Below are 23623 nucleotides of genomic sequence, written 5' to 3'. Positions count from 1 at the left end.
GCCGGGGTACCCTCCGTTTTCAGATGCATGACAAGAACACGGTGGGGGAAGCGGTGAACTTCCGGCTGCTCGGAGCGGTATCGGCAGACGGCGCGGACGGGGAACTGCGGCTCGGTCCGGAGAAACGGCGCAGCCTGCTCGCCCTCCTGCTGCTGCGCCGCAACCGCGCCGTCTCGGTGGCCCAGTTGACCGAGGCGCTGTGGATCGCCGAGCCGCCCGCCAACGCCCGGACCGTGGTGCAGAGCCACGTGTCCCGGCTGCGGGCGCTGCTCGTCGAGGCGCGGGTCGACCTGGACGAGGTGCACCTGGCCACCGCCGGGGACGCCTACACCCTGCACCTGCCGGACGGGCTGGTGGACGTCGAGCGCTTCGACGCGCTGGTGGCCGCCGCCCGCGCCGAGCGGCACTCCGCCGACGTGGTGGACGCGCTGGAGCGGGCCCTCGGTCTGTGGCACGGCCCGGCACTGACCGGGACGGTGGCCAGCCCGCCGCTGGAGGCCTGGCGGCAGACTCTGGAGGAGAACCGGCTCGCCGCGGTCGAGACACTGGCCGAGCACTACCGGCTGCTGGGGGAGCCGGCCAGGGCCGCGGAAATTCTACGCGCGGAGACGGTGGAGCACCCGCTGCGCGAGTCACTGGTCTCCGCCCTGATGCTGTCCCTGTTCGGCGCCGGGCGGCAGTCCGACGCGCTCGACTGGTACCACCGCACCCGCGAGTCGCTCGCCGACCGCCTCGGCGTCGACCCGGGGCGGGCACTGAACGCCGCCTACGAGCGGATCCTGCGCGGCGAGGGCGCCACCACCGCCGGCGAAGCCCCGGTCGCCGTCCTGCCGGAGCCGGTGCCGGTCCGGGTACCCGAACAGCGCGCACCCGAACCCGAGCCGCTGCCCGCCGTCGACCTGCTGCCCCGCGCCCCGCGCGGCTTCCACGGCCGGGAGGCGGAACTTGCGGCCCTCGGCGACGCCGCCCGCAGCGCCCCCGACGGCGCCATCGCCCTGGTCACCGGACCGGCCGGGGTCGGCAAGACCGCACTCGCCCTGCACTGGGCGCACCGGCACGCCGCCCGCTTTCCCGACGGCCTGCTCTTCGCCGACCTCGGCGGCCCCGGCGACCGCCCCGAACGCGACGTCCACGAGGTGCTCGCCGAGCTCCTCGCCGCGCTCGGCGCCGCCCGGGAGGACCTGCCCGACGGCGCCGCCGCCCGCAGCGCGCTCTACCGGCGGCTCACCACCGGCCGCCGGGTCCTGGTGGTGATCGACAACGCCTGGGACGTCGACCAGGTCCGCTCGCTGCTGCCCGGCGGGACGGACGCCGTCGCCGTGGTCACCAGCCGGCACCGGATGCTCGGCCTGCTGGTCTCCGAACTCGCCCGTCCCGTCCCGGTGTCGGTGCTGGGCCAGGACGAGTCCACCGCGCTGCTCGCCCGCGTCCTGGGCCCGACCCGGATCGCCGCCGAACCCGCGGCGGCCCGCGAACTCGCCCGGCTCTGCGCGGGGCTGCCGCTCGCCCTGCGGATCGCCGCCGCCAAGGTCTCCGCCGACCCGCGCCGCCAGATCGCCGCCCTGGTCGGCCAACTCCGCCACGAGCAGCGCCGACTCGCCGGCCTCGCCGCCGAGGAGGTCAGCGTCACCGCCGCGCTGCGGCTCTCCTACGAGCAGCTCCCGCAGCCCGCCGCCCGCCTCTTCCGCGCCCTCGGCCACCTGCCGGGGCCGGTGATCGACGCGTACACCGCCGCCGCCCTCGGCGACCTCGACCCGGGCGCCGCCGCACAGGCCCTCGAACAGCTCGCCGCCACCCACCTGATCACCGAGACCGACGGCGGCCGCTACACCCTGCACGACCTGGTGTGGCTGTACGCCCGGGAGCTGGGCGACCGGGCCGGCCCGGTGGAGCGGCGCCTGGCCCGGGAACGCCTCGCCGACCAGTACCTGTTCACCGGACTCGGCGCCGCCGAGGCCGCCGAACCCGGCAGCCAGCCCTGCTTCGTCCCCGCCCCCGGCAGCCACCGGCCGCGCGCCACGGCCGAGTTCACCACCGCCGAGGAGGCGCTGGCCTGGCTCGGCGCGCACCGCGAGCCGCTCGCCACGCTGATCGCCACCGCCGACCCCGCCCGGGCCTGGCGGCTGGTGCTCACCCAGTGGCCGCTGATCCTGCGCCGGGTGCGGGACGGCTGGGTACCGCTGCTGCAACACGCCCTGGAGGCCGCCGCCGAGGCCGGCGACCCCGACGGCGAGAGCCAGGCCCGGGCGCTGCTCGGCTGGGTCCTGGTCTCCAACCGCCGCCTGCCCGAGGCGCAGACCTGCCTGGCCCCGGCCGCCGACCTCGCCCAGCGGGCCGGCAACCAGGTCGGCCGGGCGGTCGCCCTGATCAACCTGGCGCTGGTGCAGGCCGAACTCGGCGACCCCGCCGCGGCCGGCGCCGGACTCGCCCAGGGCCTGGAGATCGCCCTCGCCGTCGACCACCGGCACACCGTCACCCTCGCCCTGCAGCACCTCGCCCGCCACATGCTGGCCACCGGCCGCCCCCGGCAGGCCGTCGAACACGCCCAGCACGGGCTGGAGCTGACCGCGGACGACGGCCCCGAGGTCCGACGCGTGCTGCTGCACACCGTCTGCGGCGAGGCGCTCACCGGCCTCGGCCGGCACTCCGAGGCCCGCGTCCGGCTGCTGGCCGCCCTGGCCGAGTCCGAGCAGCTCGGGCACGACCAGGCCACCGCCGAGGTCCTGCGCGCCCTCGCCGGCGCCGAGGACGCCGCCGGACTGGGCCGGTCCGCCGCCGGCCGGCGCCGCCGCGCCGACGAGATCAGCCCGGGATGAGCGGGACGGACCGGCGCCGGCCCGGTGCGGCCGGGCACGTGGGCGGCGAGCTGCGGAAATCGGTTGACCAGACGTTAGCGATGCGCATGCGGGGCGCAAGTGGCGTGGGGGAGTCTGGGAGGGTGCGGCCGCCGTGGGTTTCCCGGTGGCGCCCGTGGCACCGCGTCCGCTTCTGCTCACCCGGTCGCCCCGGGGGCCCGGAAGTCCCTTGCCGCCCGAACCACGGGGCAGAGTCAGCGGGAGGGGTGTCCGGGGATGGCCGGCGAATCGGTGTGGATCGACCTCGACGAGGTCCAGGCGTCAGCCAAGACGATCATGGGATTGCTGAAGGAGCTGGAGGGCCCGGCCAACCAGCTGGAGGCGGTCTTCAAGCAGGTCCAGGCCTCGGTCTACGGCACCGACCTGCTCGGCAAGTCGCTGCAGGGATCCGGCTCCTCGGTCGGCGGCCTCGCCCAGCACCAGGAGCAGGTGCTGGAGGGCATCAGGGTGCTGATGCGCAACGCCTCCGCGATGGGCGAGAACCTGCTGACCATGGCGGCGCGCCACTCCTCCAACGACGAGCAGGTGGCGTCCGCGCTGTCGGGGATCAGCGGCACCGGGGCGATGCCCGCCTCGCCGGTCGCCATGAGCCTGCCGTCGGGGACGGTGCCCACCCTCCCCACCCGGGTCGGCGTGAGCCTGCCGGACGAGGTCGCCACCGCACCGCTGGCGATGCCCGTCGGGAGGACCCTCCCGGACCTCGACCCGGTCGCCCCGCCCCCGCCGGTCGCCCCGGTCAGCGTCCCCGACGCCGGAGTCGGCTACCACGACCCCGACGCGCCGGACCTGGACTACAACGACCACCCGAACCCGCTGTTCGTGGACCGGCCGCACGGGGGCGGCGGCGGACGCATGCTGATCTGATCCCGAATCCCGAGGAGGTCCCGACGACCTCCCGCCGACCGGCCCGGGCGGCGACGGCCCTGCGTCGAACCACCCGACGCCGAGGACCGCACGCCCGGCCGGCCACCACCACGCCCTTGGCACCCCCAGCCCCGACGGGCCGTCACCGGACCACACCGGTGACCGGCCCCGCCGAACCGTCACCGACACCTTCCGGAGAGCCTCCCGCCATGATCGAGCTGCCGGCCGACCTCGCCGAAGTACTCAAGACCGTGCAGAGCAACGAGAACGGCGCGGACATCGCCTTCCCGGACGGCGACGAGGAGCTGCTGGCCCGGCTCGCCGAAGCCTGGGACAAGTGGAACGAGGTCGCCGGCACCCACGTCCAGGCGATCGCCCAGGCCGCGCAGCGCGCGATGTCCAGCATGTCCGGACCAGCCGCCGACAGCTTCCAGCAGTACCTGGAGAAGTTCGCCGCCGGCGACGGCTCGCACGTCGCCACCACCCTGCAGGCCGGACACGGCCTCGCTCAGAGCCTGCACGGCGCGACCCGGGCGCTCACCGGCACCAAGAACGAGATGATCCGCGAACTCCAGTACGCCAAGGAGTACATCGAGCAGAACCCGGCCGGAAAGAACGACGACATCGCCCAGTCCGAGGGCATCAAGCAGGCCGCCGCCACCTACCACCAGTACATCGGCGAGGTCGGCAGCGGCGTCGACGGCATGCTGCGCACCAGCGCCGGCCACATCGCCGACATGACCGGCATGGGCAAGACCTGCACCCTCAACGGCGCGGGCGGCTCCGGCGGCGGCGCCGGTGGCGACGGGACGCTGAGCACCCGCACCGCCGTGGACGGCCGCCCCGCCCTCGCGATCGACCCGCGGACCGGACTGCCGATCCCGCACGGCACCGCGATCGACCCCGTCACGGGCCTGCCGCTGCCGCCCGGAACGGCGATCGACCCCACGACGGGCCTGCCGCTGGCGCCGGGTACGGCGATCGACCCGGCCACCGGCCTGCCGATGAACGCCGCCGCCGGTACCGCCCCCTTCGCCATGCCCGCCCCCAACCCGATCGGATTCGACGGGTCCGGCGGTGAGGGCGGCGGTGGCGGCGGGGGCGGATCGTACGGCGGTGGCGGCGGCGCCTACGGTGGCGGTGGCGGTGGCGGTGGCGGTGGCGCCTACGGCGGTGACAGCGGGTCGGACACTCCGAGGCTGAAGCCGTTCACCCCGCTGACCCCCACCCAGCTGGACCTCGGCGGCGGCGCCGGCGTCGGCGCCGGCACCCCGACCTTCACCCCGCTGCCGCTCAGCCCGAGCCACGGCTCGCTGAACCTCGCCGGAATGTCCGACCTCAACCTCGGTGGCGGCGCGGGCGGTTCGGCGCTCGGCACCGGCCTCGGAGTGGGCGCCGGACTCGGTGGCGGCCTGGGCGGCGGCGCCGGCGGATCCGGGGCCGGCGGGCTGTCCCCGTTCGGTGGAGCGGGCGGCCTCGGCAGCGCACTCGGCGGTGCGCTCGGTGGCGCCGGCGCCTTCGGCGGCGGGGCGGACGGCGTCGCCTCGGCGCGAGCGGGCGGCCTCGGCGCAGCGTCGGCCGGCGGCATGGGCGGCGCCGCGGCCGCGGCCGGAGCGATGGGCCGCGCCGGTGCGGCCGGTGGCGCGGGTGCCGGAGCCGCAGGCAGCGGGGCCCGGGCCGGCGGCGCCGCGGGCGGCATGGGCGGTGGCATGGGCCACATGCCCGGCGCCGGTGCCGGTGGGCGCGGCGGCGGGGGAGGCCGCAAGGGCAACCGCTTCCTCAGCCCCACCCGCTTCGGCACCGAAGGCGGCGAGGAGGAGGAGCTGCCGACCACGGACACCGGCATCCTCGGCCAGGCCGGCGACACCGTCCAGCGGGACCGCCGCTGGCAGCGCGCCCGCCAGGGCTGGCTGGACGACGCACGCGCCGACGGAACCTTCGCGGCACCCGTGGCCGCGGCCGCCGCGCCCGCCCCCGGACCGACCAGCGAGCAGACGGTCCTCAACCAGCTCGCCGGAGTGCTGCTCGGCACCCCGGCGGGCGGCGACGGCACCGAGTCGGCGACCGCGACCGAGTCGGCGACCGCTACCGCTACCGCGACCGGGACGGCCACCGTGAGCGGGACCGCGGCGACGGCCGCGGCTCCGGTCGAGCCGACGGTCCGTCAGGAGCGCGCCGCCACAGCAGTGGAACCGGCCGGCGACGAGGACGAGGGCTACCTGGAGCGCTCCCGGGCCGCCGCGGCGCGACGCGGACACCCCGACGCGCCGGCCGCCGCCACCCCGGCCGTCTCCGTGGCTGCCGCCCCGGCCACCCCGGGGGCCGCCGCCCCCGGCGCCCCGGCCGCGGAAGCCCCCGCCCGGCCCGCCCCGCTCCGCGAGGAGGGCGGCTACCAGGTCCCCAGCCCCTTCCTGCGCGCCGCACTCACCCGCCTCGCCGCGCCCGCCGCGGACTGAGCCGCGGACTGAGCCGCGCCCGCCCGCCGCACCCGCACTGACGAAGGAACACCGACACCATGAGCAACGACGAGCCGGCCTGGTACGAGGCCGAGGCCACCGCCCGGGTCGAACCCGCCCACCTGACCCGGGTGGAAGGCATGCGGATCGGCACGGTCGCCGCCGAGAGCGTCCCCGCCGAGCCGATGCTCCAGGCGCGCATGGCGGAGGTGCAGGCCGAACCGATGCAGCGGGCCCGGCTGGTCGACGCGATGCCCGCGGAGCCGACGACGCTCCGGGCCGCCGAGATGCAGGCCGAGCCGCTGCAGGCGATGAGCGGACGAGTGGCGGCGGAGCCGTTGCAGGCGATGTCCGGGACGGTGCCGGCGGAGCCTCTGCAGGCGATGAGCGGACGGGTCGCGGCCGAGCCGCTGCAGGCGATGAGCGGGCGAGTGGCGGCGGAGCCGTTGCAGGCGGTGTCCGGGACCGAGCGGCTGCAGGACGGGCTCACCGCCCGCACCGCGGTGGACGCCGTCGCCGCGGAGCCGCTGCGCCGGATGTCGGGCACGGTTCCGGCCCAGGCCGCGCAGCGCCTGACCGCGCCGGAGGCGGGCAAGCGCAGGGCCGCGTCCGGTGACGGCGGGGGAGGTGCCGGGCAGGGCTTCCGGGTCGACCCGGAGCAGTACCGGGCGGCGGTGTCGCCGCTGCTCGCCGCGTCCGAGCAGGTCCGTTCCCTCTACACCTCGTTGAGCGCCTTCCTGCCCTCGCTGGAGGCGCAGAACCCGTGGGGCAACGACGAGTCCGGCAAGAAGTTCGCCGAGGGTGAGAAGGGTTACCTGAAGTACAGCAAGGACACCCTGGAGGTCGTCAAGGGCCTGCCCGACGCGCTGAAGGGCATCGCCGACGGCATCAAGGCGATGGCCGAGAGCTACGAGAACGCGGACGAGTCGATCACCTCCGACTTCAACGGCATGGACACCGGCGCGAACCCGATCCCCCAGGCACCGACGCTGCCGAGCGCCCCGGTGAACAACCCCGTACACATCCCGGTGACTCCGCGGATCACTCAGAGCGGAAGGCACTGACCCCATGGCTGTCGAACTCCCCGAGCCCCTCCAGTGGGTGCTCCTGCTGCTCGCGGGCTGCCGTTGGCCGGAGGCGGACGAGGACCAGCTCCGCGACATGGCCGAACACTGCCGCAGGGCCGCCGAGGGCCTGAAGGACGCCACGCAGAGCTCCGACGCCGCCATCAAGCGCGCGCTCGACGGACAGCAGGGCGTCGCCGCCGAGGCGTTGAACACGTACTGGGCCAAGTTCGCCACCGGCAAGGGCACCCAGGACGACCCCGGCTACCTGCCCGGCGCGATCAACGCGCTCAACGGCATGGGCGACATGCTGGAGCAGGTGGCCAACTCCGCCGAGACCGCGAAGATCCAGATCATCGCGCAGCTCGGCATCCTCGCCTTCGAGCTCGCCACCGCCGAGGCCGAGGCCCCGTTCACCGCGGGCGCCTCGCTGCTCCAGGTGCCGGTGATGATCGGGGCCAGCCGGGCCGTGGTCTCCACCGTCCTGAAGACCCTGCTCAAGGAAATGCTCCAGATGGCGGCCAAGCAGGCCGCCCAGATGGGCGCGATCAACCTGCTCGCCCAGGGCATCGAACTCGCCGAGGGCCACCGCAAGAGCATCGACATGAAGGAGCTCGGCCAGAACGCGCTCGGCGGCGCGGTCGGCGGCGCCTCCGGCCACCTGATCGGCAAGGGCATCGGCGGCGCCGGCAAGAAGCTCGGCATGGAGGGCGCGCTGAGCTCCACCGCCGGCAAGATGGGCACCGGCGCGGTCGTCGGCGTCGGCGCAGACGTCTCCACCCAGCTCATCACCACCGGCAAGGTCGACAGCGAGTCCCTGCTCGGCTCCGGGCTCTCCGGCGGTGCGGGCGCGGGTCTGCACGCCGGCGCCTCTGCGATCAAGGGCCACGCCAACGCCCCCAAGCCGGCCGAGGTCCCGCACCTGGATCTGCCGAACACCGGTGGGTCGCACGACGGGCCGCCCACCTTCAACAAGCCCAGCACCTCCACGGGCGAGGCCGGCTACCACGGACCGACCGGCGGCAGCGGCTCCGGCTCCGGCACGCGGTCGCTCGACGGCGGGACCGAGACGGCCACAGGGGCGGGCGCCGGTTCGCACGCGAGCGCCGGGTCGGGTTCGGGTTCCGGGTCGGGTTCGGGCCTCGGTTCCGGTGCGGGTACGCACGCGGGCTCGGGCACCGGTACGGGGGCGAGCGCGGGCGACTCGAAGGTGAACGGGCTGAGCCCGTTCGGCTCGGGACGGTCGAGCGAGGCCCCGGCGTCCGCCGGTGGCAGCCACACCGCACCGCCGACCCACGAGGCGACGACCGGGGGCACCGGGAACGTCCCGCGCCAGGGCGGCCACGAGACGCCGACCGCGCACGAGCCGGCGCCCCGTCCGGAGGGTGCCGGATCGAACCACGGGCAGGCGGCTCCGCCGGCGGCCCACGAGTCGGTGCCGCGTCAGGAGACGGGTTCGCACGAGTCCGCCCCGCCGCGCCAGGAGCAGGCGCCGCGCCACGAGCAGTCGGTGCGCCCGGAGACGGCCCCGCCGGCCTCGCACGAGTCCGCGCCGCGTTCGGAGGGCTCCAGGCCGGGCCACGAGCAGGCGGTGCCACCGGCGTCGCACGAGCCGGCGCCGCGTCCGGAGAACACGGGGTCCCAGCACGGGCCGACGGCCCGTCCGGAGACGGCCCCGCCGACGTCCCACGAGTCCGCGTCGCCGCGCCACGAGCAGTCGCCCGGCCACGAGCAGTCGGCGCGCCAGGAGCAGGCGCCGCGCCACGAGCAGTCGGTGCGCCCGGAGACGGCCCCGCCGGCCTCGCACGAGTCCGCGCCGCGTTCGGAGGGCTCCAGGCCGGGCCACGAGCAGGCGGTGCCACCGGCGTCGCACGAGCCGGCGCCGCGTCCGGAGAACACGGGGTCCCAGCACGGGCCGACGGCCCGTCCGGAGACGGCCCCGCCGACGTCCCACGAGTCCGCGTCGCCGCGCCACGAGCAGTCGCCCGGCCACGAGCAGTCGGCGCGCCAGGAGCAGGCGCCGCGCCACGAGCAGTCGGTGCGCCCGGACGCGGCCCCGCCGGCCTCGCACGAGCCGGTGGGCCGTCAGGAGCAGCCCGCCCACGAGCCGGTGGCGCAGCGTGGCGATCACGAGCAGGTCCAGCAGGCCGCGCCCCGGCACGAGCAGCCGGCGCAGGAGCACGCGCCCGGCGGGCAGCCGGGCACGCACGCGCCGACCCCGGAGCACGCCGGCCAGGGGAGCACACCGCGGCACGAGCCCGCTGTGGAGCAGAACGGCGCCGGGAACGCTCCGCGCCACGAGCAGCCGCGGCACGAGCCCGCGACCGTGCACAACGGCCCGGAGAACACGCCTCGGCAGGAGCAGCCCAGCACGTCGGGCGGCCCGCGCCCGGCGGCGCACGAGCAGCCGCCGGCGGCCGACCAGGCAGCCGGGCATGCCAGCGGGCCGGTGCGGGGGAGTGTTCCGGAGTCGTCCGACGTGCCGCCGCAGCGCGGTGGCGCGGCGGTGCCCAACCTGTCCGGGATGCTCGGCGGCGCCGCGCACCTGGCCGGGTCCGGCGGCGACACGCACCTCGACGGCGGTACCCGGATCGCGGGCGGTCAGACCCAGACCAGGCCGGCGCCCGGGCCGGAGACGGTGCCGGGGCACGTCGTGCCCGACAACGCCGGGTCCACCGTGCAGCAGCCGGCGGGCACGCCGCCGATGTCGGGCGGGTTCATGCCCGGCCCGGTGGCCGGCGGCGGTGCCGCCCACACCCCGGGCGGCGGCAGCCGTACGCCGTCGGCCCACACCCCGACCGGCCCGGTGGGGTCGCAGCGTCCGGCGGAGCCGACCGCGCAGCCCGGTGGCGGCTCGATCCGCCCCGGCGCGGGCCGCACGTCCGACACCCACGTGCCGCCCCCGCCCCCGCCGCCGCAGCACCAGGCGGGCGGGACGTCGCGGACCCTCGGCGACCCGAACGCGTCCACGTCCCGTACCGGCCGCACCGGCGACGAGCACCTGCCGCCGCCGCCCCCGCCGCCGTCCTCGGGGAACTCCCGGCTGAAGCCGATCGACGAGCGGCCGACCCCGGACGAGCTGGCGCAGCTGCACCAGCACCCGGGCGGCCCGTCGCTGATCCACCCGCCGATGGCGGACGCCGCGGCGCTGGCCCAGTACAAGAGCGACAACAGGTTCAAGTTCGCGCTGCCCGACGACCTCCACCTGGCGGCGAACTCCCTGCCGCACCATGCGTGGGGGCGGCACGACTCCGGGGTCCCGACGCCGAGCGGCCGGCCGGACGTCAAGGTCAGCTCGTGGTCGCAGTCGTTCAAGTCGCACCTCGACCCGCTGACCTTCAAGGCTCTGCACACGGATGTCGCCGGCGCGATCACCCCGAATCTGCGCACCGCGCTCGGTGACGGCGCGGTCCTGTTCTCGGGCAACAAGGTGCTGGAGGCGGGGGGCAACGCGGACTTCCGTACGCAGGAGCACTACCAGCAGCAGGAGATCCGCCGCAACGTGCTGGAGCGCCTGGCCCGCCAGGACTCCGAGAAGACGTGGAGCCCGGTCGGCGAGCAGCGGGTGAACGACCACCTGAACGGTTCCACGTCCGCGATGGACGGCGTGAACCGGCTGCTGGGGGGCCACAACGGCCACCCCGGCTTCGACGGCATCGTGCTGGGTGAGTCGCACGGCCAGTCGCCGAGCTGGCGGTTCCTCAACGAGAACATGCACGATCTGAAGGCCGCGGGCGTCGACCGGGTCTACGTCGAGTCGCTCCGCGACGACGCCTTCCAGCAGCACCTGGACGCCTTCCAGCGTCCCGGGGGCACCATGTCGCCGAACCTGGAGCGGATGCTCCGCGCGTACGACCGCGAAAACAACTCCCCGGCCGGCCACGGCCTGTACGACACCGTGGTGCGGGCGAAGCAGGAGGGCGTGACGGTCCACGCGGTGGACGGCTACCCGGCGCGGACGCCGCAGGGTGTCCCGCATGCCATGCAGGAGCGTGCGCGGCTGCTCAACTCCTACATGAACCACGCCATTACGGAGGGCGGCGGGTCCGGCAAGTACGTGCTGGTCACCGGCAAGTCGCACGTCCAGGAGCACGCGAGCAGCAACGGCCACCGGATCCCCGGTGTGGCCGAGATGCTGGGCGTCCCGGGGGTACGGCTGACCGACAGCGGTCGGCCGAACCCGAACAGCGCACCGCACGACGCGTCCGCCGGCACCGCTTCCGGGAACATGCGGCTCGGCTACGTCGACCCTGCGACGACCGGGCACGACCCGGCGAACGCGGCCAACCAGCACGGCAACGGCGCCCCGCCCGCGCCGCCCGCCCCGCCGATGCCGCACCAGGGCGAGGGCGGCTCCTCGCAGTCGACCCGGAGTCTCGGGGGCGACGACACCCCGCCGCCTCCGCCTGCCACGCCGACCCAGCACAGCTCGGCCGGGTCCTCGCAGTCCGGCCACCAGACTCCGGCCGCGACGACACCGAACACGACACCTGCCCCCGGCCACAACGCGCCGTCCACCACCGGTCACACCACCCCGTCGACGACCGGCCACACCAACACGCCCGCCGCGGGTCAGCACAACGCGCCCGCCACCGGCCAGCACAACACGCCGTCGACCAGCAGCCACGACCAGTTCCTCGACCGGCAGAAGCAGGCGCGGGACGCGGAGCTGCAGGCGCTGTCCAACCGGACCCCGGTGCGCGACGCGGTGGACCAACTCGGCCGCGAGCAGCGGCCGGTGGCGACGCCGCCGGTCGGCGCCGACCGGCTGCGCCAGGACCTGCCGGGCATGACCCCGCAGGAGCGGGCCCGGGAGCTGGCGAGCCTGACGCCGGAGAACCGGCGATGGCTGGCGCGCGACCCGCAGACGGTGGACGCGCTGAAGAACGGGCTGCCCCCGAAGGACTTCGCCCGCACCGCGGCGGAGCTGATGGTGCACGTCGACCCGCGCGCCGAGCGCGCGGCCTCGGCGCGGCAGGAGGCGCAGCAGCAGATCGCCCGGATGCTCCAGGACCCGGAGACCACCGCGCGGCTGCTGAAGAACGGCGCCGACGTCGTGGTGGTCCCCAAGGACGTGCGGATGCCGGACGTCCCGGAGCTGAACAACCTGCGCGGCGTGCACAACAACTCCTCGGCGGGCGCCGGTCGCGGCTACGACGACATGCGCGGCTCCGGCGGACGCCACTCGGCGGTCACCGAGGAGAACCTGCTCGGCGAGCACACCCCGATCGGGCACGGCGGGCACTACGAGGACGGGTACTCCACCACCACGCACGAGTTCACCCACACCGTGCACCGCTTCGGTCTGGACGCGAACGACCAGAAGCTGATCACCGACACCTTCCAGCAGAAGCAGGGCGACCCGAACGCCGCCTGGCCGGACGGCCCGCGCCACGACGGCAGCGGGAAGCCGGTCGACAACTACTCCTCGCGCGACGAGCAGGAGTACTTCGCGCAGGTCACCAACGCCTACCTGGGCAACAACCACGGCACCGACCCGTACACCGGCCAGCCTCGCAACAACGGCGCGGACTGGGTGCGGCAGAACGAGCCGGCCGTGCTGCCGCTGCTGGAGCGGCTGTACGGCAAGGACCCGGGCGCGGTGCACAGCGGGCCGGCCAACCCGGTGCACGCCACCGCGGCCGAGAACCACATGTACGAGGGCTTCCGGGAGTTCATGGACCAGGTCGACGGCAATGGGAGCACCCCTCCGGCCCACCAGCCGCCGACCACGCCGCCGCCCGCCCCGCCGGCGGCCAACCCCGGTCAGCACGGCGGGAGTTCCTCCCACCTGCCCCCGCCGCCGCCGAAGGCGCCCGGCTTCGGCAGCAAGCCCGCGGCCGCCGACGACGGCTACTCGCACAAGATCGACGGCGAGAAGACCTTCGACGCGATCAAGGACTTCCTGCCGGACTCCGCGGAGTTCGACAAAGTCAAGGACAGCCTGAAGAAGTACGAGCGGTCCGCCCTGATCGACGGCGACACCGACGCGATCATGCACGCGTACGAGCAGCAGAAGCAGCTGCACGTGGACGTGCTGCGCCGCAACGTCCCCGAGCAGCTGGACGCGGTCAACCACCGGCTCGACGAGATCGCCCACGAGACGCCGGACCGCCAGGCCGAACTGGCCGGTGAGAAGCACAACCTGGAGACCGCGAAGGCCCATCTGGAGGGGCAGCAGGACCGGCTGGCCGTCTACGAGCACGAGTTGGCCCGCCTCAAGGGCGAACCCAAGTCCGGGACAGCGGAGTTCAAGGCCCTGCAGGACGCCCGCGCGCAGGCCGAGCCGCGGATCGCCAAGGACGCGATGACGCGGATCGAGGAGCAGCGCAAGTCCGTCGCCGACCTCCGCACCTCGGCCGACCAGCGCCTCCACGACGCCGAGAACGCCTACCAGGCTGAGAAGACCAAGCGGGTCGCCTCCGGCGGCAAGGACGAGAGCGCGGCCGAGAAGGCCGCGAAGACCACCCGGAACGTGTTCGAGAGCCGGGTCGAGGACCTCAAGCTCCGCGAGCGGGAGCTCGCGCAGGACCTCCAGGCCCGCAAGGACGCCCTGGCCGGCAGCTACGGCCCCACGCCGCCGAAGCCGAAGAAGGGCGCCGACCAGCTGTTCGCGGACGGCGCCTACCGGGCCGCGTTCGGGTACTCGGACCACGGCGTCATGGCGGGCGAGCCGCACGCCGAGAAGACCGCCCGCCGGATGGAGGACGGCAAGGTCAAGCTCGGCACCGCGGTGGTCAACCGCAACCACGTGGTCGCCGACTACATGGTGCACAAGTACGTGACGGCCGCCGTGTTCAAGGCCCGGTCGTTCGGCGACGAGCAGCACCGGGTCGAGGCGTCGCGGACCTTCTCCGACTTCGCCGACACCATGGCGCCCGACCAGCACCGCGTGCTCGACAAGGCCGGCAAGCAGGCCGTCAAGCGGCTCGGCGCCAACCAGCAGGAGCACGCCGCGCTGGCCTGGCGCGACCTCCGCTACACCGCCAAGGACGTGGACCTGGGCAAGGCCTACGGCAACGCCGGGCTGGAGTCCGCCTTCGCCCCCGCGAAGCTGGACGACCCGGCGAGTGCCGGAGCGGCCCGGGACGAGGTGCGCAACCAGCTCAACCGCTCCGGACTGGAAGGCCCGGCCAAGGCCGAGTTCGACCGGTACGCGGACACCGTGCAGCGGTTCTCCGACGACCCGTCGCCGCAGCACCTGGCGGAGATGAAGGGCGCCCTCGCGGACGTCCGCACCAAGGTCCGCGAGCAGGCCGTGGAGGACCTCGCCCTGGTCCACGGCATCACCGGGCCGCACCGCCTCGACGACGCCGTCGCGGCCGCCCGGCAGGCCGCCGCCGAGCCGCCCGCCGGCCCCGGCAACTCCCCGGCGCACGAGCGCCTCGCCGACCGGATCGACGACCTGGCGGGCTCCTACGACCGCCTCGGCCAGGACCGGAAGGACCTGAAGAGCCTGGCCGACCAACTGCGCAACGACCCCAACGCGGTGCGGCCCGATCAGCTGGAGGCGTTCGCCGACAAGCTGCCGAACGAGCGCGACCAGCTGCGGCAGGACGAGGTGAACCGGCGCCGCGAGGAGGCGGCGCAGACCCTCAAGCCCGGCGGCACCCCGGCTGCCCAGGAGAAGGCCGCGGAGAAGCTGCTGCCCAAGGCCGACGCGGACATCGCCGCCGTCGCCCAGCAGTACGGCGGCGGCTTCCCGCGGGCCGGCGCGGGGGAGAACCACCCCGCCGGCCTGTTCGACCGGGCCGTGCAGGCCAAGGTCGAGGACGTGCCGAAGCTGATCGAGGAGATCACCGCCGGCCTGTCCAACAGCGCCTCCAACCTGCGCTTCGGCGACGAACTCACCAACAAGTGGATCCAGAACTTCCTGGACCCGCACGTGGTCCGCGACCAGGACGTGCTCACCGCCGTCGCCAAGGGCGACCTGCCGCCCGAGGCGCTGTACGCGCCGCACACCCTGGACCTGCTGCGCGGCCTGCGCACCCTGGAGGACACCGGCCTCGCCCCGCGCGAGCTGCGCGACCTGATGGCCCCCAAGACCGAGGCCGACATGGTCGACCTCCACCAGCCGGGCCAGAAGCCGAGCGCCAGCGCGGTCAACATCGCCGACGAGCACGGCATGCTGAACCACGCGGGCGGCGAGACCCCGGTCTCCTCGTCCGGCGACTTCACCCGCCAACCCGGGCAGTCCGCGAACCCGGTGGTCGGCTCCGAGGCGCTGCACGACCCCACCCGCGACGCCCGCCCGGGCGCCGAGGGCCACGAGATCGGCACCACCCCGCCCCCCGCGACGCCCCGGCCCCCCGCGAGCCAGGACACCGACGTGGTGATGGCCACCCAGGACCACGACACGCCCACCGCGTCGCAGGTCCACGACGTGCCGATGGCCTCGCAGAGCCACGACGTGCCGATGCTGTCGCAGAGCCAGAGCCAGGACCACTCGATGGCCTCGCAGCAGACCGTCCGGCCGGAGAAGCGGCGGCTCGACCCGGACGACGACATGCTGATGCCCGACGCGCCGCCGTCCAAGCGCCGGGCGACGGACACCGTCCCGACGCCGCCGCCCCCGCCGCCGGCCACCCACCAGGGCACCGGCACCCACGGCTTCGGCACGCTGCCCTCGCCCCCGCCGCCGGTCGCCACCCACGGCACCGGCACCCCCGAACACGGCACCGGCACGCCCGAACGACAGCAGTCCGAGCCGATGGACCTCGACCAGCCCACCGCGACCGCCCCGCACCAGCGGGACGCGGACGGCGACGCCGTGATGCACGAGCCGGACGCGACGGGTGGATCGAACAGCCGCAAGCGCGGGCGCGAGGAGGACGACGACGACCAGCGGCCCGACGCCGATCGGGAGGCAAAGCGGCGCCGCACGCCGTCGTACGAGAACACCGACGCCGTGATGGAGGGCCGCGGCTACCAGGCGGTCGGCCGGCAGCACCCGCTGACGCAGGACCTGGTGCGCTACCTCGGCGGAGAGCCGAAGGTGCACCCGCCGATGAGCTCCTCGCTGCTCGGCAAGGTGAACCCGCACGCCGCACCCGTCCACCCCGCCGAGGGCTTCCGGGTCGGCAACGACCTGAACGCCTGCCTGGAGAACGTCGAGGCCTACCGGGACACCCACTTCGGCCGCCCCCGGGTCTCCGGTCAGACGCTCCACGGAAACGTCGAACCGATCCCGGGCAACACGCTGTGGAAGCGGCACGACGGCCCGGCGCTGTTCGGCGAGGGCGACGCGGCGGTGAGCAAGCTGATGGAGACGGTGCGTGCCGGCGGGCCCGGCAGCTTCGCCACCGTGCTCGGCGCCGGCAAGGAAGGCGCGGGCCACGCGGTCGCGCTGGTCCACGACCGCGACGGTCAGCTGCGGTGGGCCGATCTGACGGACCGCAAGGTCACCCCCGCGACCGGGGGGATGCCGGAGAACTTCCGCTCCGACTGGACGGTCTGGGCCTCGGTCGCCGACCCGCGCGAGACCAACATCTCGGGCCCGCACGACCCGAACTTCATGGACACCTACTCGACCTTCACCCGGCCCGCTCCCGAGCACACCCCGGAGCCGATGGACGTCGACGGCTTCGGCGGACGGTCCACCGGCGACCCGCAGGGCACGCAGGAAGGGTCCGGCACCAAGGAGGCGGGCACCCAGGTCCTGGACGACCACTCGGGCGGTGCACCGAAGGTCGACACGTCGACGCGGAACGCCCAGGAGCCGACAGACCGGACCCCCGACCGTGACCGGTCCGACCGCCCGGAGGACGGCGGCTCCGGCTCGGCACCGGTCAGGCCCGGCGGCGGACCGATCGGCGGCCCGCCCGGAAGCGGTGATCACGCAGGCGGGGGAGCGCCACGCCAGCGGTCGTCCTCGGCACCGCCCACGCTCGGTTCGCACACCCCGACCCTCGCCCGCGCAGGCAGCGGCTCCGAGCCGCGGACGGGGAACGGGCCCGAGCCGCGCTCCGGCAATGGCCCCGAGCCGCGGACGGGGAACGGCCCCGAGTCCCGTGCCGGTAACGGCCCTGAGTCCCGTACGGGGAACGGGCCCGAGCCGCGTACCGACACGGGTGCCGAAGGCTCTCACCGCCCGCCGGCTGCCGAGGGGAACGGGAGCGTCCCGTCGCCCGCCCGGCGAGCCGGGACGGAGACCGACTTCCCGCCGGCCGGGCCTCGGGTCGAGGTGAGGGGCGACGGCCTCTGCCTGCTTCACTCGCTGGCCGTGAGCGCCCCCGAGCTGGTCGGCCTGCGGACGGGCGACACCGTCGGAACGGCCCGGCGGCTGCAGGCCGTGGTCGAGGACCACTTCAGCGAGCTGCCCCCGGAGCACTGGCCGACCGAGGTGGTGGCCAACTACCGGAACCACCTGATCGGACGTCCGGACGTGCGCGCCGGCGACCTGCTCGAGCACCTTCCGGCCGAGCTCCGGGACGGGTACGCGGGGCTCCCGCTCGACGACCTGAGGCAGATCGTCGGCGACCACCTCACCGAGAACGCGCCGCCGCCGTCGGCCCGTGAGCGGGAGGCGCTGCTGCGGACCGTCCGGGACTGGGAGGCCCGCTGGTTGACCAACGAGGGGGAGATGCTGCCCGCGGCCGCCGCCCACGCGCTGGGTCTCCGGATGCGGGTGGTCGGCCACGACGGCACGCCGCTGGCGGTCTTCGGCCCTGCGGACGGCAGGTCGGTGACGGTCTACCACCAGGGCAACCACTACGACGGCAGCGAGCCGGTGGCGTCCACCTCGGCGGACACCCGCCCGGGCGGGGGCTCGAAGGATCCCGCGCCCGAGAAGGCCGCCGAGCAGCCGCCGGTGAAGGACCCGGCCTCGCCGGAGCCCGAGGCCAAGTCCGAGGCCAAGTCCGAGCCTGAGGCCAAGCCTGAGCCTGAGGCCAAGCCTGAGCCTGAGGCCAAGCAGGAGCCCGAGGCCAAGCCGGAGCCGTCCCACCAGGGGCCCTCCGGCCCCCGGCCGATCGCGGGCAGCGACCTGGTGGTCGGCCTGACCGGGAACGAGGCGGCCGCCCGGGACAAGGTCATCGAGGTCCTCGAACGGATCGTGCCCGGAGACCGGGCGGCGGCCCGGGCCTTCGCGGACGCCCACTTCGGCCCGGCGACGCTGCGCCCGATGCTCAGCGCGCTCTCCCGCGGCGAGGTCTGGACGGCCCCGCTCGACGGCAACGGCTTCAGCGGCAGCATCAAGCTGCGCGGGCAGGTCACCGAGTCGACCCACCTGCGTACCGAGAAGATCGAGTTCGAGAACGGCGCCGACCGCACGGTGGCGACCGGGACGAGCCAGGACGCCCAGTGGCAGTACAACATCGGCGTCCAGGCCCGCCAGTCGGGCGGCGGCGCGGAGCCGGCGGAGCTCGCCGCCTACTTCCACGACCGCGGCCACGGCGAGGTCAACCTGGACCTCGGCGGCATGGTGGCGCGCTCGAAGACCTCCGAGCCCGCCGACGTGTTCAGCTCGACGATGCGGCTGGAGCTCGACTTCGGCGACCTGCGGCACGACCACTCCCCGGTGCGCACCGGAGCCGGCGGGCACACCGAGACGGTCGATCTCGGCCTGACCGTTGCCGTCCCGGTGCGTCCGGACGCCTCGTCGGTCGGCGAGCTGCGGGTTCCCCCGCAGCGCCTGCTGGACGGGCGGGTCGGCGGCCAGGAGATCGTGCTGGACCTGACGCCGCGCGGCGGGTCCGAGGACCACCGGCCGGTGGAGGCGCTGCTCGACCACGTCGAGCAGGCGGCCAAGCAGGAGTTCGGCAAGGACTGGCCCGCGCTGCGCGAGAAGGTCCTCGCGGAGGTGGACTTCGGCCGGCTCCAGCGGGACCTGAAGAGCATGACGGCCGGGGAGCCGGTCACGGTCGCGTTGACCGACCGGCGCGGCCGGACGCTCGGCACGGTCGAGATCAGCGCGCGGGTCGGCGACCTCCGCCAGACCGGCACCACCAAGGAGACCGAGTTCAACATCGGCACCACCGTCCAGCAGGTGCACAGCAGCGCGACGAGCCGCGGCGACGCGGGGCAGTTCGGGCTGGCGAACGTGATGCGTCCGGGTGCCGCGCTGATGGGCGTCGGCGGCGCCGGGAGGCTCGGCAGCGACCGGGTCGAGATCACCGGTGACAGCCGCGTCGCCCAGCTGACCAGCAAGTCCAAGGTGCCCGGTGTCCGCTACGAGGGCGACGTCCACTTCGAGATGTCGTTCAACGGCAAGGCCGACACGCATCCGGCGGGAACCGCCGACGTCCGGCTGCTGGTGGACCGCGCGGACACCTCCCCCGAGAAGACCGCCGAGCCGCAGCCCACCGACCACGCCACGACCCCGTCCGAGCTGCCGAAGCCGCCCGCGGGCGACGGGACCGCGACCCACGAGCCCCCGACCCACGAGCCCCCGACCCACGAGCCCGCGACGCACGAGGTCACCAGCCCTCCGGAATCGGTCTGGCGCGGCGGTGACGACCGGGGCGGCCTCGGCGAGACCGTCGTGGTCCGCGATCTGGAGTCCACCGCCGCGCTGCGCGCGGCCGTGGATGCCAAGGGGCGGGAGCGGTTCGGCGACGACTGGGACGCCGTCCGGGACCAGGTCCTGCGCGGCTTCAGCCAGCCGAACCTGGCCGCCAAGCTGACCGGGATGACCCGGGGCGAGGCGCTGGAGGTGAAGATCCCCGGCAAGGAGAGCCTGGTCGTCACCGCGACCGCCAGGGTCGAGTCGATGACCTACCGCAGGGAGGACGGCAAGGCCGAACTCAACACGGTGAACGAGACCGGCGCGTTCAGCGTGGACCGGCGGCTGCTGTCCCGCACCGGTGGCGCCGACGGCCAGCTCGGCGGCGCTGTCGTCAGGGGCACGCCCGGCGCCGACCTGATCGGCACCGTCTCCGGTCAGCAGCGGGACCGCGTGGGCGGGCAGGGCCGCCAGGCCGACCGGGTGTACGCCAACGGCAAGTACAGCGCGCCGCAGGTCATCTACGGCGCCGAGCTGGCCGTGGACGTGCACTTCGGCCGGCCCGGCGAGGCACCCGCAGGCCGGTCCGACGTCTCGGCGCCGCTGCGCGTCGAGGTGGGCATGGACGCCCGGGACACCGTCAAGGTCGAGGTACCGCGCAGCGAGGACGGCACGGTCGCCTTCCAGCGGCCGACCGAGCCCGCCGAGGGCACGCCGGCCGTCCGCGACGAGGCCGGCCGCGACGCCGTGGAGCTGCAGCGGCCCGAGGCGACCCACACCGCGCCGCGCCGGATGCGCGAGCAGCACGAGCTGAACGCGTCCTACGTGGTGCACAGCCTCGGCGGCGCCGACAAGGTCCGCACCGCCGTGGAGGACGCGGTCCGCTCCAAGTACGGCGAGCCGTCGGACGAGGTGCGGCAGAAGATCGGCGCGACCTTCGACCGGGTCGCGCTCAAGACCCAGCTGTCCCAGCTCACCCGCGGCGGGAAGATCACCGAGACGGTGTCCGGGACGACCTGGAAGGCCGAGGTCACCGTCACCGCCAGGCTGGCCGACGCCACCTACCATTCCACCGCCGACAAGTACGAGTTCGAGTCCGGCACCCGCAGCTCCCGCGGCCAGGGCAACCTGCGCGACCACCGCGAGCGCCTGGACGCCGGTGGCCGGACCAATATCCGGGCGCCGTTCGTCACTGCCACCGGCGGTTACGTCCACCGGATGGACCGCAGCTACGGCCACGGCGCGGAGACCGTCGGCTCGGCCTCCAACCGGGGCAAGCACGTCGAACCGGCCGTGTTCTTCGACGTGGACACCGCGTACGACGTCAAGGTCGAGTTCAAGCGCCTGGGCGTGAGCGACGGCTCGCACACCCAGCAGGTCGACACCGTGGCCCGGGTGGCCGTCCCGATGCGCGACGCCGACCCGGTGTCCGGGCCGGTCGAGCGGACCACCACCCGGCAGCCGAAGGGCTTCGTGGAGGGCCGGCGGCTGGACTCCTCGGCCATCGTCACCGACGTCCACACGCTGCCCGAGCACGCGGGCGGCGCGGCGGGCCCCCGCCGGACGCTGGGCGAGTCGGTGCTCTCCCAGGTGGAGTCGGGCTGGAAGGGCGGACGCGCGACCGGCGAGCCGACCGGCCGGCCCAAGCCGGAACGCAACCCCTTCGCGAGCGACTGGTCGGGCATCCGCCGCAAGCTGGACGCGGAACTCACCCCCGACCGGCTCCAGTCCAGGCTCAAGGGCATGACGGCCGGGGACGAGATCGTCGTGCGGCACGGTCGCACCACGGTCCGGGTGGGCGCCGTGCTCCGCGACCGGATGGAGCACCTGGGGGACTCGGGCACCACCGAGTTCAACACCGGCACCGACGTCCAGCGGACCTTCGCGGACTCCCGGGGCACCGGCCACAGCCACCAGGGCGCCCTCGGCGCGACCGCCGCCGTGCCCGTCCCGGGCGGGCCGGTCTCGGTGACGGCCGGTCTGACCGGCACCGGTGGCCGGGGCGAGGACCACGCGGACGTCCGGACCGGCAGCACCGCGGCCGGCTCCGCCACCAAGGCCAAGGTGCCCGGCAGCGCCTACCGCGGCGAGGCCGAGCTGCAGTTCACCATCACCCGGCGGCCGTGGGTCGGCGCCTCCGTCCACCAGCGGCGCACCGCGGCGATCGGCTTCGAGACCATCGTCGAGTCCGGCGAGACCCTGCCGGTCACCCCGAACCGCTCCGACGACGCGTCGGCCCCGCAGCGGACCCTCCCGGTGGAGAGGCCCGCGCAGGTCGACGTCCGCGTCCCCCCGGAGCGGGTCTGGGACACCGGGCTGCGCGACACCGACGTGCTGCGCTGGCTCGGCGACGTCGGCGGCGTCCAGGACCTGGTGCGGCTGCGCGGCCCGGAGTTCTTCGGTCGGTCGGCCTGGGAGGAGATGGAGCCCATGGTCGGCACCGTCACCTCGCACAGCCACCTCTCCGCCCTGTTCGGCACCGCCACCCAGGGCACCGAGGTCGCGGCGAGCGTCCCGACCAAGCGGATCACGCTCGGCGGCGGCAAGGGCGTCGAGGTCGGCGTGAAGGTCGTCTCCCTCGAACACCGCGACACCGACACCGCGGTCGAGTCGAGCCCGTCCAACAACACCTCCTCCGGCACCGTCCACTCCGACCTGTCGGCGCGGAACGCGGGCGTCCAGGGCCAGGTCGGCGCCAGGATCACCGGGGACGTCAGCCACAACCCGGCGCTCACCGGCGGCGCCCAGCGGCTGTGGCGCGAGGGCGGCACGCACAGCGACGCGGGCCAGATCGTCGCCAACGGCAAGATCCCCACCCCGATGGCCCGCTACCACGGCGCCGCCGAGGTGGAGGTGACGTTCTTCGACGGGAAGCGCAACCCGGTCACGGAGAAGGGCGTCGTGCCCTTCACCGTCGACATCCCGCTGTCCGAGACCACCGGGGTCGACCTGCCCGGCGACCACTACCTCGCCTTCACCGAGGACCACAAGGGCGGCGAACTGCGCTCCGCCGAAGGGTCCGGGCTGCTCGACGACGTCCACCGGACGGTGACGGACGGTGGCACGCCGTTCGACCACACCACCGCGACGCCCGCCGAGCGCGAGCAACTGATCGGCACCCTGCGGGTCGGACAGGCCGCCTTCGGCGGGCAGTTCACCGCCGACCCCGCCCACATCCAGGCGACCCACCGGCTGGTCGAACTGGCCGGCGGGTCCTCGACCGCCACCTCCACCCTGCTCGGGGACCTCCTCGGCACGCCGAACGGCACTCCGCTGAAGGCCGAGGAGGTGCGCAAGGTCATCGACTACGTCGAACGCAAGAGCGCCGAAGGGCCCGTCACCCTCGACGACCTCGTCGCCGGCGCCCACGACGGCTGGCCCACCCAGGAGTTGTACGACATCCACCGCGAGACCTGGATCGAGCCCGGCCCCGCCAACGAGCTGGTCACCGGCGCGATGGCCGCAGCCACCTCCGCCACCCGCCCGCTGCTCCAGGACGGGCTGCCGGAACTCCGGCGGCTCCACCTCACCGTGTCCGGCGAAGGCGCGGAGCTCCCACTGCGCCGGGAATTCGAGCTCGACGGTGACCCCGAGGAGCAACTCCGCACCATCGAGGAGGCCACCTACCTCAAGCCCGGCACCCGCCCCAGCGAGGTCACCGTCCGCCTGGCCGGCGCCCCCGAATCCGGCCACGCCTGGGACTTCCGGGTCACCGCCCGCGCCGAAGGCCACCGCGAACTGACGGTCCGCCACCAGAAGCCCGCCGACGACCAGCAGCCCGACGACCCCACCCGCACCGCCGCCGCCGCGAGCGTCACGGCGGCAACGGCCTTCGCCGCCGGCCGGACAGCGACACCGGGGGAGTCCGCCTGACCCTCCGTACCGCCTGCCGGGCCGCGAGACCGACACCCCGTCCACTCGCGGCCCGCAGCGCAGTGCTGA

Annotated in this window: 5 protein-coding genes; all 5 read left to right on the top strand. The window is 74.9% G+C overall.

Features of this window, described 5'->3' with window-relative positions:
* The first annotated feature begins 23 nt into the window (after positions 1-23).
* The 5 genes from ACGFX4_RS31685 (at position 24) to ACGFX4_RS31665 (ending at position 23554) form a co-directional block, all read left to right on the top strand.
* Positions 24-2816, top strand: a complete 2793-nt coding sequence (locus ACGFX4_RS31685; protein WP_393081700.1) for a BTAD domain-containing putative transcriptional regulator — start codon at positions 24-26, stop codon at positions 2814-2816.
* A gap of 255 nt (positions 2817-3071) precedes the next feature.
* Complete coding sequence (locus ACGFX4_RS31680; protein ID WP_393081698.1) at positions 3072-3719, top strand: hypothetical protein; 648 nt, start codon at positions 3072-3074, stop codon at positions 3717-3719.
* A 209-nt stretch (positions 3720-3928) separates the two neighbouring features.
* Positions 3929-6175 (top strand): hypothetical protein, encoded by a 2247-nt coding sequence (locus ACGFX4_RS31675; RefSeq protein WP_393081695.1) that lies wholly within the window; start codon positions 3929-3931, stop codon positions 6173-6175.
* A gap of 59 nt (positions 6176-6234) precedes the next feature.
* Positions 6235-7239 carry a hypothetical protein gene (locus ACGFX4_RS31670; protein ID WP_393081692.1) on the top strand — a complete coding sequence of 335 codons (1005 nt, stop codon included), beginning with the start codon at positions 6235-6237 and terminating at the stop codon, positions 7237-7239.
* A 4-nt stretch (positions 7240-7243) separates the two neighbouring features.
* Positions 7244-23554 carry a hypothetical protein gene (locus ACGFX4_RS31665; protein WP_393081690.1) on the top strand — a complete coding sequence of 5437 codons (16311 nt, stop codon included), beginning with the start codon at positions 7244-7246 and terminating at the stop codon, positions 23552-23554.
* The last annotated feature ends 69 nt before the right edge of the window (positions 23555-23623 follow it).

This window comes from Kitasatospora sp. NPDC048365 (assembly GCF_043200835.1).
Taxonomy (GTDB): Bacteria; Actinomycetota; Actinomycetes; order Streptomycetales; family Streptomycetaceae; genus Kitasatospora; species Kitasatospora terrestris.
This window is presented reverse-complemented; position numbering and strand designations above follow the sequence as displayed.

Coding starts and splice junctions, on each gene's coding strand:
- ACGFX4_RS31685 (WP_393081700.1), top strand. CDS start 24: ATGCATGACAAGAACACGGTGGGGGAAGCGGTGAACTTCCGGCTGCTC.
- ACGFX4_RS31680 (WP_393081698.1), top strand. CDS start 3,072: ATGGCCGGCGAATCGGTGTGGATCGACCTCGACGAGGTCCAGGCGTCA.
- ACGFX4_RS31675 (WP_393081695.1), top strand. CDS start 3,929: ATGATCGAGCTGCCGGCCGACCTCGCCGAAGTACTCAAGACCGTGCAG.
- ACGFX4_RS31670 (WP_393081692.1), top strand. CDS start 6,235: ATGAGCAACGACGAGCCGGCCTGGTACGAGGCCGAGGCCACCGCCCGG.
- ACGFX4_RS31665 (WP_393081690.1), top strand. CDS start 7,244: ATGGCTGTCGAACTCCCCGAGCCCCTCCAGTGGGTGCTCCTGCTGCTC.